15 protein-coding genes are annotated in these 14,888 nt (G+C 70.9%); 7 read left to right on the top strand and 8 right to left on the bottom strand.

The genetic code is table 11. The features are described from left to right. Position 1 precedes the first annotated feature (1 nt). From lptE to ACFHYO_RS07115, 3 genes are all read right to left on the bottom strand, one after another. Positions 2-484, bottom strand: a complete 483-nt coding sequence (gene lptE, locus ACFHYO_RS07125) for an LPS assembly lipoprotein LptE (protein WP_394319361.1) — start codon at positions 482-484, stop codon at positions 2-4. Beyond that, the gene (gene leuS, locus ACFHYO_RS07120; RefSeq protein WP_394319359.1) at positions 471-3,014 is read right to left on the bottom strand and encodes a leucine--tRNA ligase; all 2,544 of its coding nucleotides are present in this window, start codon (positions 3,012-3,014) and stop codon (positions 471-473) included. Before leuS ends, lptE begins: the two co-directional genes overlap by 14 nt. 117 nt (positions 3,015-3,131) lie before the next feature. After that, positions 3,132-3,635 (bottom strand): DUF3576 domain-containing protein, encoded by a 504-nt coding sequence (locus ACFHYO_RS07115; RefSeq protein WP_036702198.1) that lies wholly within the window; start codon positions 3,633-3,635, stop codon positions 3,132-3,134. 371 nt (positions 3,636-4,006) lie between these two features. Between ACFHYO_RS07115 and ACFHYO_RS07110 the strand changes: the two genes are divergently transcribed. Beyond that, positions 4,007-5,092 carry a porin gene (locus tag ACFHYO_RS07110; RefSeq protein WP_394319357.1) on the top strand — a complete coding sequence of 362 codons (1,086 nt, stop codon included), beginning with the start codon at positions 4,007-4,009 and terminating at the stop codon, positions 5,090-5,092. Between the two features lie 194 nt (positions 5,093-5,286). After that, the gene (locus tag ACFHYO_RS07105; RefSeq protein ID WP_394319355.1) at positions 5,287-5,940 is read left to right on the top strand and encodes a YggS family pyridoxal phosphate-dependent enzyme; all 654 of its coding nucleotides are present in this window, start codon (positions 5,287-5,289) and stop codon (positions 5,938-5,940) included. Positions 5,941-6,335: 395 nt separating this feature from the next. Here the strand turns inward: ACFHYO_RS07105 and ACFHYO_RS07100 are convergent, their stop codons facing one another. Further along, complete coding sequence (locus ACFHYO_RS07100) at positions 6,336-8,108, bottom strand: PAS-domain containing protein (RefSeq protein ID WP_394319353.1); 1,773 nt, start codon at positions 8,106-8,108, stop codon at positions 6,336-6,338. Between the two features lie 72 nt (positions 8,109-8,180). Continuing rightward, positions 8,181-9,539 carry an ActS/PrrB/RegB family redox-sensitive histidine kinase gene (locus tag ACFHYO_RS07095; protein ID WP_394319351.1) on the bottom strand — a complete coding sequence of 453 codons (1,359 nt, stop codon included), beginning with the start codon at positions 9,537-9,539 and terminating at the stop codon, positions 8,181-8,183. A gap of 146 nt (positions 9,540-9,685) precedes the next feature. Between ACFHYO_RS07095 and ACFHYO_RS07090 the strand changes: the two genes are divergently transcribed. The 3 genes from ACFHYO_RS07090 to ACFHYO_RS07080 all read left to right on the top strand — a co-directional run bounded on the left by ACFHYO_RS07090 (position 9,686) and on the right by ACFHYO_RS07080 (position 11,360). Next, positions 9,686-10,315, top strand: coding sequence for an SCO family protein (locus tag ACFHYO_RS07090; RefSeq protein ID WP_036708985.1), 630 nt, complete (start codon positions 9,686-9,688; stop codon positions 10,313-10,315). Positions 10,316-10,384: 69 nt separating this feature from the next. Continuing rightward, on the top strand, positions 10,385-10,939 hold the full coding sequence (locus tag ACFHYO_RS07085; protein WP_036732341.1) for an ActR/PrrA/RegA family redox response regulator transcription factor: 555 nt from the start codon (positions 10,385-10,387) through the stop codon (positions 10,937-10,939). Between the two features lie 73 nt (positions 10,940-11,012). Next, a complete protein-coding gene (locus tag ACFHYO_RS07080) occupies positions 11,013-11,360 on the top strand; it encodes an H-NS histone family protein (protein WP_036732320.1) in 348 nt (115 codons plus the stop codon). 28 nt (positions 11,361-11,388) lie between these two features. Here ACFHYO_RS07080 and ACFHYO_RS07075 read toward each other — a convergent pair whose 3' ends face one another. From ACFHYO_RS07075 to ACFHYO_RS07065, 3 genes are all read right to left on the bottom strand, one after another. Continuing rightward, positions 11,389-11,970 (bottom strand): HD domain-containing protein, encoded by a 582-nt coding sequence (locus tag ACFHYO_RS07075; RefSeq protein ID WP_036732322.1) that lies wholly within the window; start codon positions 11,968-11,970, stop codon positions 11,389-11,391. Positions 11,971-12,176: 206 nt separating this feature from the next. Beyond that, complete coding sequence (secB, locus tag ACFHYO_RS07070; RefSeq protein ID WP_036702211.1) at positions 12,177-12,710, bottom strand: protein-export chaperone SecB; 534 nt, start codon at positions 12,708-12,710, stop codon at positions 12,177-12,179. A 118-nt stretch (positions 12,711-12,828) separates the two neighbouring features. Further along, the gene (locus ACFHYO_RS07065) at positions 12,829-13,377 is read right to left on the bottom strand and encodes an FxsA family protein (RefSeq protein WP_394319348.1); all 549 of its coding nucleotides are present in this window, start codon (positions 13,375-13,377) and stop codon (positions 12,829-12,831) included. Between the two features lie 118 nt (positions 13,378-13,495). On the opposite strand from ACFHYO_RS07065, the gene ACFHYO_RS07060 reads away from it, so the two are divergent. Together ACFHYO_RS07060 and ACFHYO_RS07055 are read left to right on the top strand one after the other, a co-directional pair. Next, a complete protein-coding gene (locus ACFHYO_RS07060; protein ID WP_168782841.1) occupies positions 13,496-14,149 on the top strand; it encodes a Tim44/TimA family putative adaptor protein in 654 nt (217 codons plus the stop codon). 93 nt (positions 14,150-14,242) lie between these two features. Continuing rightward, positions 14,243-14,824, top strand: coding sequence for a Smr/MutS family protein (locus ACFHYO_RS07055; protein WP_394319346.1), 582 nt, complete (start codon positions 14,243-14,245; stop codon positions 14,822-14,824). Positions 14,825-14,888: the final 64 nt, after the last annotated feature.

The following is a 14,888-nucleotide window of genomic DNA, read 5'->3' as shown; positions in this document are numbered from 1 at the left end:
CTCAGGGCACCGTCGCCAGAAGCCGCGTCACCACCTGATCGGCCAGCATCACCGCCAGCCGCCCGCGCGCGTCCGCCTCGGCCGCCGTGGTGGCGATGACGGTGCCCACGGTCGAGTGGCTGGTGAAGTTGCTGACCTCGCCCTGCGCCACCACCGCGCCCGAGGCCGCATCGGTCAGCCGATAGGCGGCGGTACCGTTGAGCGAGAAGCGCGTGGTCACCTCATCCGGGGTGATCGCCTGCGGCAGCACCGCGATCCGCAGCGTATAGGCGAGGTCATAGCGCCCAGCCTCGGCCGGCCCCAGCCGCTCGGTCATGCGGCGCAGGAAGGCGTAGTCGTCGGCGGTCACCGGGTCCGCGACCCGCACCTGCCCGTGCAGCCGCGTCCCCGCGCCCCCCGGCCCGTAGACCGGGGTGAAGCCGCAGCCCGCCAGCCCGAACCCGGCCAGCAGCGCCGCGGCGAGGGCCGCCCTACGCGACCACATTGACGATCCGCCCCGGCACGACGATCAGCTTCTTCGGCGCCGCGCCGTTCAGGAACTTCTGCACCGCCGGATCGGCGAGGACGAGCGCCTCGACCTCGGCCGCGCCCATGTCGCGCGGCACGGCGATCTCGCCCCGGCGCTTGCCGTTGATCTGGATCGGCAGCGTCACGCTGTCCTCGACCAGCATCGCCGGGTCGGCCTTGGGCCAGGGCGCGTCGACGGCCAGGCCCGCACCGCCGGCCATCGCCCAGACATCCTCGGCCAGGTGCGGCACCATCGGCGCCATCAGCTGCGCCATCACCCGCAGCACCGCGCGCCGCGGCTCGCCCCGCGCCGGCGACTTGCCCAGCGCGTTGGCAAGTTCATAGAGCTTGGCCACCGCCTTGTTGAAGGCGAAGCCCTCGATCGCGCGGGTGATCTCGTCGATCGCCCGGTGGGTGGTGCGGTCGAGATCGGGGTCGGCCACGTCCTCGGCCCCCGCCCGCCCCTCGTCGGCGAGCCGCCAGAGCCGCGACAGGAACCGCGCCGAGGCCTCGGCCCCCGCGGCGGTCCATTCGACGTCCCGCTCGGGCGGGCTGTCCGACAGCATGAACCAGCGCGCCGTGTCGGCCCCGAGCCGGGTCACGATGTCCACCGGGTCCACGACGTTCTTCTTGGATTTCGACATCTTGGCCGAGGGGATGATCTCGACCGCGGTGCCGTCCGCGAGCTTTCCGTCGCGCACCTCTTCGGGCAGGTGATAGACCGGCCGGCCGCGGTCGTCGCGGGTCAGATAGATCTCGTGCGTGACCATGCCTTGGGTGAAGAGCGCGTCGAACGGCTCCTTCGCGGTCTCGGGCAGGTGGCCGGTGCGGACCATCGCCCGGGCGAAGAAGCGGGAATAGAGCAGGTGCAGGATCGCGTGCTCGATGCCGCCGATGTACTGGTCGACGTTCATCCAGTAATCCGCATCCTCCCGCACCGTCGGGGTCAGCGCGTGCGGGGCGGTGAAGCGGGCGTAGTACCAGGACGAATCGACGAAGGTGTCCATCGTGTCGGTCTCGCGCCGCGCCGCGCCGCCGCATTTGGGGCAGGTCGTCTCGCGCCAGGTCGGATGGCGGTCGAGCGGGTTGCCCGGCTGGTCGAAGCTCACGTCGCGCGGCAGCAGCACCGGCAGGTTCTCGGGCGCCTCGGGCACCGTGCCGCAGGCGGGGCAATGCACCACCGGGATCGGGCAGCCCCAGTAGCGCTGCCGCGAGATGCCCCAGTCGCGCAGGCGGAACCGGGTCACGCCCTCGCCCCAGCCGGCGGCCTCGGCGGCCTCGATCGCCGCGGCGACGCCGGCCTCGCCGCTCTGCTCGGGCGGGCCGGCAAAGCCGCGGACGTAGCACACCGGCTCGGACTTGGGCGGCAGGAAGGGCGCCGCGGCCACGAACGCGTCCGCCTCGGCCTCGGTCATCCCCGAGGGCGCGAAGGTGGCGCGGATCGGCAGGCCGTATTTCACCGCGAAGTCATGGTCGCGCTGGTCATGCGCGGGCGAGCCGAAGATCGCCCCGGTGCCGTAGTCCATCAGCACGAAATTGGCGATCCAGACCGGCAGCTCCCACGCGGGGTCCAGCGGGTGGCGCACCTTGATCCCGGTGTCGAGCCCCAGCTTCTCGCCGGTCTCGATCGCCTCTTCGGTCGTGCCGCCCTTGCGGCACTCGGCCACGAAGGCCGCGATGTCCGGGTCATGCTCGAGCGCCTTGGCCAGCGGGTGATCGGGCGAGATCGCCACGAACGAGGCGCCGCGCAGCGTGTCGGGGCGGGTGGTATAGACCTCGATCTTGTCGAATCCCGCGGGGGCATCCACCGTCTCGAACCGGAACTGCAGCCCGCGCGAGCGGCCGATCCAGTTGGCCTGCATGGTGCGGACCTTCTCGGGCCAGCCCTCGAGCCCGTCGAGCGCCGCCAGCAGCTCCTCGGAGTAATCCGAGATGCGGAAGAACCACTGGGTCAGCTCGCGCCGCTCGACCGGCGCGTTCGAGCGCCAGCCCTTGCCGTCGATGACCTGCTCGTTGGCCAGCACGGTCATGTCCACCGGGTCCCAGTTCACCACCGCCGCCTTGCGGTAGATCAGCCCGGCGTCGAGGAAATCGAGGAACATCCGCTGCTGCTGGGCCACGTAGTCGTCGTCGCAGGTGGCGAATTCGCGGCTCCAGTCGATCGAGAGGCCGAGCGGCTTCAGCTGCCCGCGCATGGTGGCGATGTTGGCATAGGTCCAGTCGCGGGGGTGGCCGCCCTGCTCCATCGCGGCGTTCTCGGCCGGCATCCCGAAGGCGTCCCAGCCCATCGGGTGCAAGACGCTGAACCCCTGCGCGCGCTTGAACCGCGCCACCACGTCGCCCATCGTGTAGTTGCGCACGTGCCCCATGTGGATGCGCCCCGAGGGATAGGGGAACATCTCGAGCACGTAGTATTTCGGCCGGTCGTCGCGCACGGCGCGGAAGCTGCCGGCATCGTCCCAGGCCTGCTGCCAGCGCGGCTCGCTGTGGGCGGGATCATAGGACATGGCGGACCTCGGCAACTTCTCTGGGGAGGGTGGAACGCACGCCACGCGCGCGCCCGGCGGGTTTAGCCGCCTGCCCCCCGAAGGTCCAGTTGCCCGGCCGGGGCTGCGAGCGCCGCCTTACAGTTGCCCGTCGCGGACCCTGAGCTGACGCGCGCGGGTCAGGATCGCATCCTCGACCGCGCGCACCGTGTCGGGCGCCACCGCCGCGCCGCCCGCCCCCTGCAGCGACAGCTTGAGGCTGCGCGCGTCGAGCGCCGGGTCGCTGATCTTGACCGTGGCGCGATAGGCGCGCCCGCCGCCGGGGGGCGTGCCGTAGCCGGTCACGATCACCCCGGTGAACGGGTCGATGGACTGGATCGGCAGGAAGTTGAGGATGTCGAGGCTGGCGTTCCACAGGTAGCGGTTCACCGCGACCTGCTGGTTGCTGGAGTCGCGGCCCGAGAACAGGTCCCAGATGGTCGATTCGCGCTGCTCGGCGACCGGGCGCTTGTTGTGCTCGGACGGGCCGAGGCCGAAGAGCCCGCCTTTCCCGCCGCTGCCCCCGCATGCGGCCAGCGACAGGACGAGTCCGAGGACGGCAACCGGGCGTGCGGCGCGGAACGGAACGGCGCAAAGGATCATGTCGAGGCTTTCCCCAGAAACGGCGCGGTCGCCCGCGTACGGCGTCGGGCGAGGCATAGCGCGGATTCCCCGCGCGCGACAAGCGCCCCGGCGGGCAGCGGGGGTCGGTTGGCCTCGTGCCCTGGCCGCTCGGCCGCCGCACCGGATCGCGGCGAAACCCCGCGTGGCGCGGGCCGGAGCGGCGCCACCGGGGGCCGATCCGCCTGCGATTGCAGCCCGCGCAACTGACTGTGGCGCTTGTGCACCACAGAAAAGGCAACCGCCCGGGCGGGGGGGCGCAATCGTTGCAATGCCATGCGGAAAGCGCGACTTATTCCCCATACCCACGCTGGACCAACCGGCAGGGGTGACAGAGAGACATGAGGGAAGCCATGAAAAAGGTTCTTTTCGCCACCAGCGCGCTGGTCGCCTTCGCCGGCGCCGCGTCGGCTGAAGTCGCCGTGTCGGGCGACGCGCGCATCGGTATGCGCTACGACAGCGATCTGTGCGCCAACTTCCGCTGCACCACCACCGACTCGGCCTGGAACGTCGTGAACCGCGCCCGCGTCAAGTTCACCATGACCGGCACCAGCGACTCGGGCCTGGAATTCGGCGCCGAAGTCCGTGCCGAAGAAGCCCAGCGCGCCCGCTACGGCAGCCAGTTCTCGATCGACGAAGCCGATGGCACCGTGGTCAACACGTACGCCGTCCGCAACAACCTGTCGGCTGACAAGGGCCTGGTCTGGGTGTCGGGTTCCTACGGCAAGCTGAGCGCCGGCGACATCGACTCGGGCATGGAAAACGCCCTGGGCGACCTGCCGGAAATCGGGATGTCGGGCCTCGATTACCTGAACGAATTCGGCTACTCGTCGTCGGACTTTGACGACAGCGTCTACAGCGAAGCCGGCTTGCTGTACGAATACAGCATCAACGGTGTGAAGCTGTTCGCGTCGTTCATGGACCAGAACATCGGCTACTCGGCCATCGACCGCGACAACAACGCCTACTCGCTGGGCGCCAAGTACGAGATGGCCGGCTACGAGTTCGGCATCGGCTACGAAAAGTCGGACTTCTACATCGACCCGGTGGGCTTCGAAGGCGGCGCCTACGAAAACACCAGCTGGGGTATCTCGGCCGCGACCGTCTTCAACGAAGTCAAGGTCAAGGGCATCTACATGACCACCACGGTCGAGGACATCCCGACCCTGACCGGCGATCTGGACGTCGACCAGTTCGGCGTGGGCGCCGAGTACAAGATGGCGAACGGTGTCGGCTTGGCTGGCTACTGGCGTCGGGTGGCGTACGACACCCCGGCCGACGAGTTCACGGCTGATATCGTTGGTGTTGGCGCTTCCTACGATCTGGGTGGCGGCGCGACCGTGAAAGGTGGCGTGGTCAACGTCTCGGGCGACGACGCTCTCGGCTCCAGCCTGAGCGACCGCACCATGGCCGACTTCGGTCTGGTCTTCAAATTCTGATCCATCCGGATCGGGAATACGGAAAGAGCGGGCCTTGCGCCCGCTCTTTTCTTTTGCGACGCCCGTGACGTGCGAGGCGGTCAGACGCAGAAACGCACGCGGGACATCCTGACGTTTCCGTCTGTCGACGGCGCTGCCTGAAGTTCCGACGACAGGCGCCGGCCGCTCGGGTGCACAAATGCAAGGAGGATCGCATGGGACTGGACGACATCCGCCGCCGCATCGCCGCGGCCGAGGCCGCCGCCGGGCGTCCCGCGGGCAGCGTCACCCTCATCGCGGTCAGCAAGCTGCAACCGCCAGACCGGGTCGAGGCCGTCCTCTCGGCCGGAGCCAGGGTGTTCGGCGAGAATTACGTGCAGGAGGCGCAGGGCAAGTGGCCCGCCTGGCGCGAGCGCTGGCCTGACGTGGCGCTGCACCTGATCGGCCCGCTGCAATCCAACAAGGCCCGCGCGGCGGTCGAATTGTTCGACGCGATCCACAGCCTCGACCGGATCTCGCTGGCCGAGAGGCTGGCCCGGATCTCGGACGAGACCGGCCGCCGCCCCGAGGTCTTCGTGCAGGTCAACACCGGCGCCGAGCCGCAGAAAGCGGGCGTGCTTCCCGACGAGGCCGACGCGCTGATCGCGGCCGCCCGGCGGCTGGGGCTGAACCTCGTCGGCTGCATGGCGATCCCGCCCGACGACGCCGACCCGCTGCCGCACTTCCGCGCCCTCGCCGCAATCGCGAAGCGCAACGACCTGCCCGGCCTGTCGATGGGCATGAGCGCCGATTTCGAGACCGCCATCGCCGAGGGCGCCACCCACGTCCGCGTCGGCAGCGCCATCTTCGGCGCCCGCACGACGCGGTAGGGGCGCGCAGTTGGCGAAAAGGGGCAACCTGCCGAAGGCGGCGGGCGTGACCGCACGGTAATGTCGCGTACTGGCGAGATTACCTAAGGCTTGGAGCCGCGCCGCTCGCTGCGGCCGAGGCGCGCGGCAGAGGCCCTACCTCATCGTTACCCCTGACCAACCGCGCGTCGTGCTGACTGCGGCGACAGAGGGGTCCGGCTGTGAAAGCTCTGCCGATTCGCTCGAGCGCTAGCGCGTTTGGCCCGGCGTCGGTGGACTAGACCCGCGCCTCGGCGCCCTCACCGGCCACTCGCTCACCGACTTCCGACAGCGTCTGCGCGCCCGCCAAACACTCCAACAGTTCTGCTGCGGTGCCGGCTCCATTAGGCCGCGCGTCCACAGACACCGCCTGCCTCTCAGCCGACGCCGCCCGCCACGCGCTCCCCGCCTTCCGTCAGGGCCAGAGCGGACCCCGAACGCACCGGCCAGCCCTGCTGCGGCTCGCGCGGTAGCGTTCCGCCGGGGTCCGGCGCGGCACCGGCCGCCGCCGGGATAGCAGTAGCCGGCATCGCAAAAGCCATCGCCGCCTCGCTCGCCTCGCCAAGAACCCCAGCACCCGCGGCCACGCTGTCCGGCGAGGAAGCGAGTGTCGCGCCCGCAGGAACCGTGGCGGCGAACATCACCATCCGGCGCCCCGCCGACAGCAGGCACACCTGCCACGAGAGCAGCTCGCGCGCCGGGCCGGCCATTGCGCCGCTGCGGCTGCCCTCGGGGCGCGCGGCGGTGAGCGCGGCGCGCAGGGCGTGATAGCCGGGGCTGTCCCCGGCGGTCAGCCTCCAGCGTTCGTCGTAGCCGCGCAGGGTCGGGGTGCCCTCGGCGGCCCACAGCGCCTCGAAGCGGCGGTTCGTGCTGAGCAACCGCCCGTCCGCGTCGAAGATCGCCACCGCCGAGCCCATCGCATCCATGACCTCGGCGCTGAGGGACAGCTCGGCCCGGAACCGCCGGGTCATGGCGATCTCGGCGCTGATGTCGTCGATGAGCAGCGCGATCGCCCCGTCCGGATGCGGCCGGCCGGTCACGCGGTAGGTCTGGCCGCCGGGTAGGCTCCAGGTCTCGACATGGTGGCCAGAGGCGGCGCCGGCCTCGAGCGTGGCGATGGTGCGCCGCCAGCTCGCGTAGTCCTTGGGCTCGGGCACCATCCGCCGCTCGCGCAGCGCGTCGAGCACCGCGTGCAGGGTCGGGCGCGCGGTCAGGAAGCCACCGGGCAGGCCGGTCAGGTCGATCAGCGCCGGGTTGAAGAGCTGCAGCCGCCGCTCGCGGTCGAAGATGGCAAGGCCGATGTGCAGGTCGGCAAAGGTCTTGGTCAGCGTGCGGACGAACTCGCGGAGGCTGCCCTCGGCCCGCACCGCGTCGTCGGCGGGAACGGCGAAGATCGTGCGGTGCCCGTCGGCGGCTTGAAAATGACAGTCGAACCAGCGCGACTGGTCGTCCACCTCGATCCGCGCCCGGCGGACCGAATCGGCGTCGCCGGGCAGGTCGATCAGCCGCGGCAGCGGCCAGACCACGTCGTCGGGGTTGAGCGCCTCGATCTCGCGCAGATAGGCGGCGTTGGCCCAGGTCACGGTCCCTTCCGCGTCCTCCCGCCAGATCAGCACCGGCGCGTGGTCCACCGATTCGCGCAGCACCCCGAGTTCATCCTCCATCGCGGCCAGCGCGTGGGCGTTGACGGTGATCCCGCCCTGCTCGAGCGTCGGATCGACGAGTTCGAGCCGCAGCAGCCCGCCGCCCAGATCCTCGGCCCGCAGCCGCAGGGCGGCGCTGCACTCGCTCGCCACGGCTCCGGCGGCCGGGGTACCCGCGAGGACCGCGGTGCCATCCGCCGCCGCCATCTCCAGGATGCGCTGCGGCGCCTCGAACCGTTGCCCGAGCCAGGTCCAGAGCCGCGCCCAGTCACCCTCGCCCGGCAGCGCGTCGAGCAGCGCCCGCGCCGGGCCGGTCGCATCGACCAGCCGGCGGTCGCGGAACAGCAGGATCAGCGGCTCAACCGACGGTCGTGCGGCCTTGCGCGCCGCGCCTTCGCCACCGAGCCCGCTGCCAAGCGCTCCGGTCAGTCGCAGGATCAGCAGAACGGCCAAGAGCGACCCCGTTCCGGCCAGAAATGCCCAGGCAATGATCGTCCAGTCCACCATGCAACCGCCCGCGATCGTTCAGGCGTTGCGTAACACCCGTTCGCTTAAGGAAAGGTTAAGGCGCGCCCGGATTCAATCGGAGATTGCGGGATTCGGCCGCAGCACGGCGCGATCGTCGGCCAGCAGCGCCGCCTCGGGCCAGCTCACCCGCGCCACCGCCCCGCCGTCGTTCGCAAAGCTGACCCGTCCCCCGCTGCGCTCGAGCAGCGTGCGGCCGATGAAGAGCCCCAGCCCCATCCCCTCATAGCCGTCCGGACCCTCAGTCCCCTGCCGGCGGGTGGTGAGGTAGGGCTCGCCCAGCCGGCCCAGCAGATGCGGCGGATAGCCGGGGCCGTCGTCGCGGATCGTCACGGTGATCCGCCCGGCCTCGCGCGCGGCGGTGACGTTGACGCGCGTGGCAGCGAAATCCACGGCGTTCTGGACGAGGTTGCGCAGCGCGTGGATGACCGCGGGATCGCGCCGGACGATCGCGCCGGTGGTGTCGTCGATGCAGATCTCGGCGCCGCGGTTGAGATGGGGGCGGGCGGCTTCCTCGAGCAGGTCCGACAGCGGCGCGCTGTGCAGGTGCAGGTCGTCCTTCCCGGCGCTGCCCATGCTGCGCAGGATGTCGCGGCAGCGGTCGGCCGAGCTTTGCAGCAGCGCCAGATCCGCGCCGACGTCAGGGCCGATCCCCTCGCGTCCCGACAGGTCGTCGGCGAGCTCGCCCGCGACCAGCTTGATGGTCGCCAGCGGCGTGCCCATCTCGTGCGCCGCCGCCGCGACCACCCCGCCCAGGTGCTGCAACCGCTGTTCCCGCGCCAGGCCCATGCGGGTCGCCTGCAGGGCGTTCTCGGTCGCCGACAGCTCCGACGAGACGCGGTGCGTCGAGAGCGCGAGGAACAGCCCGCCGATCGCCAGCGCCAGCACGGCGGCGACATCCATCGCGGTGTCGGCGGTCCGGGCGCTCGCCGCGGCGAACACCAGCGGCACGGGCAGCAGCGTCATCGCCAGCACCGTCAGCGCCGTGGCCGTGCCCAGCACGTAGAGCAGCCGGCGCGGCAGGACGCTCGCCCCGATGGTCAGCGGCGCGAGCACGAACAGCGCGAACGGATTGCCGGTGCCGCCGGTCAGCGTCAGGAGCGTCCCGGTCTGCACGGTGTCGAGCACAAGCTGCGCCAGCGCCTCGCGCGGCGAGACGCGACCCTGCCGGGCCCCGAGCGCGAGATTGGCCGCCGCCGCCGCGAGGATCACCGCCAGCACCGGCAGGAACGGCAGTTGCGCGCCCAGCAGCCACGCCGCCAGCACGGCCGAGGCCTGTCCCGCCAGCGCCACCCAGCGCAGCGCGACGAGGGTGCGGCGCCGGACCGGCTCGGCCCGGCCGAGCGGGCCGCCGCCGCCGAGGCGGAGGTCGGGCCCGCCGGCGACGGTGCTGGGGAAATGGCTCCGCGTCATCCTGCCGACTTGAAGACCTGCGCCCGGACTTGATACCCACGGCCGGGCGCCGGCGCAACGCCGCGCCCCCGCGTGCGCTGCCTGCACGCCCGTCCCTGCGCCCCTCTCTGCGCCGCAACCGGCGCCCGAACCCGAAGGCCCGCCCGATGACCGAACGCCGCATCATGATCCTCGCCGTCGTCGCTTCGGCGCTGCTGTTGCTGACCGGCTGGCTGTGGCTGCGCCCGGCGGGGGGTGACGTCTTTGCCGACTGCCGCCGCTCGGCCGTGGCCGGGGGCACCGAGGCGCTCGGCGGGCCCTTCACGCTGACCGACGAGACCGGCGCCCGGGTGACCGACGCGCAGGTCTTCGACCGGCCCTCGATCTTCTACATGGGCTACACCTATTGCCCGGACGTCTGCCCGATGGACAACGCCCGCAATGCCGCCGCCGTCGACCTGCTCAAGGCACGCGGCTATGACGTGCGGCCGGTCTTCATGTCCGTCGATCCGGCCCGCGACACGCCCGAGCGGATGCGCGACTTCACCGACGCGATGCATCCCGACATGCTGGGCCTGACCGGCAGCGTGGACGAGGTCACCGCCGTGAGCAAAGCCTGGCGCGGGTATTTCAAGGTGAACGACGCCGAGGACAAGGAGAGCTATCTCGTCGATCACACGACGCAGAGTTATCTGGTGCTGCCGGGTCGCGGCACGGTCGAGTTCTTTACCCGCGATACCACCCCCGAGCAGATGGCCGACACCGTCGCCTGTTTCGTGGATCACGCAAAATCCTGATGCGGATTTGACCCCGGGCGGTTTTCCCGAATATCTGGTCGCGGAACGTCGTTGATCCGCGAGAAAGCCATGACCGAAGACAACAGCGCCGCAATCGGCAGCGACCCGAGCCTGCTGCTGGTGGACGACGACGAGGTCTTCGTGACCCGGCTGGCCCGCGCGATGGAGCGGCGGGGCTTCCAGCCGCGCATCGCCACCAGCGTCGCCGCGGCGCGTGAGGCGCTGGCCGCGGGTTGCCCGGCCTATGCGGTGGTGGACCTGCGGCTCGAGGATGGGAGCGGGCTCGACGTGGTGGATGCGCTGCGGTCGGGGCGCGAGGATGCGCGGATCGTCGTGCTGACGGGATATGGCGCGATTGCGACCGCGGTGGCGGCGGTGAAGATGGGGGCCACGGATTACCTGTCGAAACCCGCCGACGCCGACGAGATCACGACGGCATTACTGACCGAGGAATCCGCATTGCCGCCGCCGCCGGAAAATCCGATGTCGGCCGATCGGATTCGCTGGGAACATATCCAGCGGGTGTTCGAGCAATGCGACCGCAATGTCAGCGAAACCGCGCGACGGCTGCATATGCACCGCCGGACATTGCAAAGAATACTTGCGAAACGCAGTCCGCGCTGAAATACGTTAATTAGGCAATGTCGGATGGTCCGATATTGTCTGCATTAATGAACAGCCAGACAGGTGAACCAGCTTGGAAGATTTCGATATCGACTCGCTGTCGCTCGAGGATCTTCGCGGACTTCGTGCCCGTGTCGATCGGGCGATCAGCTCGTTTCAGGACCGCAAACGCAAGGAAGCGATGGCCGCCGTCGAGCAGGCAGCGCGTGAACACGGCTTTGCGCTCAACGAGCTGACGGGGAAGACCGGCGGGCGCAAAGGCCGCCGCACGTCCGAAGGGGCCGCGTCGCGCCCCGCCGGAGAGGCGAAATACGCCCACCCCGAGGACAATACGCAAACCTGGTCAGGGCGCGGACGCCGCCCGCGCTGGGTCAGCGAGCATCTCGACGGCGGCGGATCGCTGGAGGACCTGGCGCTCTGAGCGCGCCCCTAGTGGGCGCCTGAGGCGCTCAGGGCTGGTGCCGCCGGTCGGCGCCAGCCATCAGCTCGGCGAACCGCGCGAGATAGGCGGCGCGGGTCTCGACCGGGGGACGCAGGCGAATCTTCAGCCCGGCGGTGTCCACCCCCCGCGGCAGCGGGAACAGCCGGTCCGCTTCGGCGGGGCTGAAGCCCGCGATCTCGACCGCCTCGAGCCGGGCGGAAATGCGGTCGGCGGTCTTGATCCGTTTGCGGATCAACGCGGGAATGGCGGCGGGCAGGCCGAAACGGCGATGCACGGCGGCGGAAATCCGCGCATCCATTTCCCCGTATTCCACCCCGAGCGCCGCCTTGACCGGCGAGATCATGTCGCCGATCACATATTCCGGCGCATCATGCAGCAGCGCCGCGAGACACCAGCGCGGATCAGCGCCGGGATCGAGCCGGGCAAATATCTCTTCCACCAGCAGGGAATGTTCGGCGACGGAATAGGCCCAGTCGCCGCGGGTCTGGCCATTCCAGCGGGCGACGAAAGAAAGCCCGTGGGCAATATCGGCGATTTCGATATCGACCGGCGTCGGATCGAGCAGATCGAGGCGGCGTCCCGACAGCATTCTTTGCCACGCCCGTTTCGGCGGACGTTTCAGCGGCAATTTCCCGGCCGGCTCCGAGGGCGCACTCATGAAAACTCCCCCGTGGGGGCGCAGGGCCGAAAGACGGCCCTGCACAGGCCATATGATGTTCGCCTGATGTTCATGCAGCGTTCATGCACAGTTCATGCGAACGCCGTTCGCACCGCGAACGGCCGCACCATCGCCGCTCAGGACAGCGGCGCGCCCTCGGGGCGGGTGGCCTGGGCGGCGGCGCGGCGCTGCGCCTCTTGCCGGTAGAGGGCCACGAAATCGACCGGGTCGAGGTTGAAGGGCGGGAAGCCGCCGTCGCGGGTCACGTCCGACAGGATGCGGCGCACGAAGGGGAACAGGATGCGCGGGCACTCGATCATCAGGAACGGGTGCATCTGCTCTTCCGGCACGCCCTCGATGTGGAACACCCCGGCATAGTCCAGCTCGCACAGGAACAGCTTGGCCTGGTCGTTGGTGTTCACCGAGGTGACGCGATACTTGCAGATCACCTCGTACTGGTGGTCAGGCTGGCGCTTGCGGGCGTCGAGGCTGACCTGCACCTGGATCTCGGGCGAGACCTCGCCGGCGATGCCCTTCTGCGCGACGATGTTCTCGAACGAGAGGTCGCGGATGAACTGGGCGAGGATGTTCAGCCGGACCTGCGGCTCTTGCTGGGCCTCGGTCTCGGCGGGGGCGGCGGTCGCGGCGCCGTTGGCGGTTTCGTCGGTCATCGGTCGATCCTTGCTGCGAGTTGGGGCCTTCCCGGGCGGGGGCCATCCTGGGCAGGGGCGACCCCTGCCGGGCGTGCGGGACAGTCGCGCCGGGTGTTAGCACCCGCGCCCGCGCCGCTCAATGCCGCGTCCACCCCGAGGGCGGTTGCGGGCGGCCCGAGGGGGGCGGGGGCGGCGGCGCCGCGTCGTCGTCGATCACCACGTAGTCGGCGTCGATCACCGTTCCCCTATAGGGGCCGCGGGGCGCACCGCCCGGCGGCCCGGCGCGGTGCCAGTCGGCCGCCGGGCCCGCGCCGCCGTAGCCGAAGCCCGCCCCGGCGACCCGGATGCGCCGGCCCAGCCGGCCGATGACCCAGCCCCGCACCGCCGGGATCAGCAGCGCGATGCCCATGAGGTCGGTCACGAACCCCGGCGTCACCATCAGCGCCCCGGCCAGCAGGATCAGCGCCCCGTGCGCGAGCGGCGCGGTCGGGTCGCGCAGGTCGCGGAAGGCACGCTGCAGGTCGGCCAGCGCTGCCGCCCCCTGCTGGCGCATGAGCCAGCTGCCCGCGACCGCCGACAGCACCACCAGCCCGATCGTGGGCCACAGGCCGATCAGCCCGCCCATCTGGATGAACAGCGCGATCTCGACGATCGGCAGGACGAGAAAGGCAAGCAGAAGCCACATCGGCGAAACCCTCGGAAACCTTGGCGCATCGGGCGCGCAACTGGACTCGCGCACCGCTCGTCCCTACATAGTCTGACGTCCCCGCGCCACCAATGCCCACCCAGTCCGAAGGCCGCCCATGTCGAACTCGCTGATCCAGATCCTCGTGCTCGGGGCCATCGCCGTCTTCCTGATCATGCGGCTGCGCAACGTGCTGGGCACCCGCGACGGGTTCGAGCCGCCGCGCGAGGCCGCCCAGCCGCAGGCGCTGCCGCGCCGCGCCGGGCCGGTCCCGGTCGAGCCCGAGGCGGGCGACGTGCTGGACCACGCCGAGCCGGGCAGCCCCGCCGCCGCCGCGCTGACCGAGATGCAGCGGGCCGAGCCGGGGTTCGCGGTCGGGCCGTTCCTGTCGGGCGCGCGGCAGGCCTATGAGATGATCCTGACCGCCTTCGAGCGCGGCGACCTGACCGAGGTGCGGGCCTTCCTCGCCCCGCAGGTGGCCGAGGCCTTCGAGGCGGTGATCGCCGACCGCAAGGCCCGCGGGATCGTGACCGAGGTGCAGTATCTGGGCACCCGCGAGACGGCGCTCGACGGGGCCGTGTTCGACCCGCAGAGCCGGGTGGGCGAGGTCTCGGTGCGCTTCGTGGGCGAGCTGATCGCCGCCCACCGCGATGCCGAGGGCAACGTCGTGGACGGCGACCCCAAGGCGGCGCGCAAGCAGCGCGACGTGTGGACCTTTGCCCGCCGGATGGGGCAGGACGACCCCAACTGGCAGCTCGTCGCCACGGCCTGAGCCGTGGCGCGGCGGCGCGGAAGCCGGTCCGGCGGCGGTTTGTCGGACGAGGACGACGCCCTGTGGCGTCAGGTCGCCGCCAGTGTCACCCCGATGGAGCGCGCTGCGCGCGACAAGCTGCGCCAGCGGGCCGAGCCGTTCGGCGCGCCGGTTGATGGCGTGCCGGCGCCGGTGCCAGCGGTGCCGCGCCTTGCGCCTCCGCCGGCGGTCACACGGGCGGCGGTGCCGGCGGGGTTCCGGGTCGGGGCGCTGGCGCCGGTGGCGCGGGCGGCGAAGCCCTCGGCTGCGGCGGCGGCATCACCGGGTGAGCGGCTGCGCGCCGAGCCGTTGCGGATGGATGCGCGGACACACCGCGACCTCGTGCGCGGCAAGCTGAAGCCGCAGGCGCGGCTGGACCTGCACGGGCTGACGCTGGCCGCCGCCAAGGGCGAGCTGGCCGGGTTCATCCTGTCGGCGCGCTCGGCCGGGCTGCGGCTGGTGCTGGTGATCACCGGCAAGGGGCGCGGCGATCTGGGGCCGCTGCCGACCCGCTCGGGCGCGCTGCGCCATGAGGTGCCGCACTGGCTGGGGATGGCGCCGATGGCCGGGGCGGTGATGCAGGTGGTGCCCGCCCATGACCGGCATGGCGGCGGCGGGGCCTATTACGTCTGGCTGCGGCGGTTGCCGCAGGGCTGAGGCGGCGGCGGGGCGTTCTCGCCGGATGTTAACGCTTTTCTAACCTTTGGCTCGGCGACGGGCG

The organism is Paracoccus panacisoli, assembly GCF_042435015.1.
Lineage (GTDB): Bacteria > Pseudomonadota > Alphaproteobacteria > Rhodobacterales > Rhodobacteraceae > Paracoccus > Paracoccus panacisoli.
This window is presented reverse-complemented; position numbering and strand designations above follow the sequence as displayed.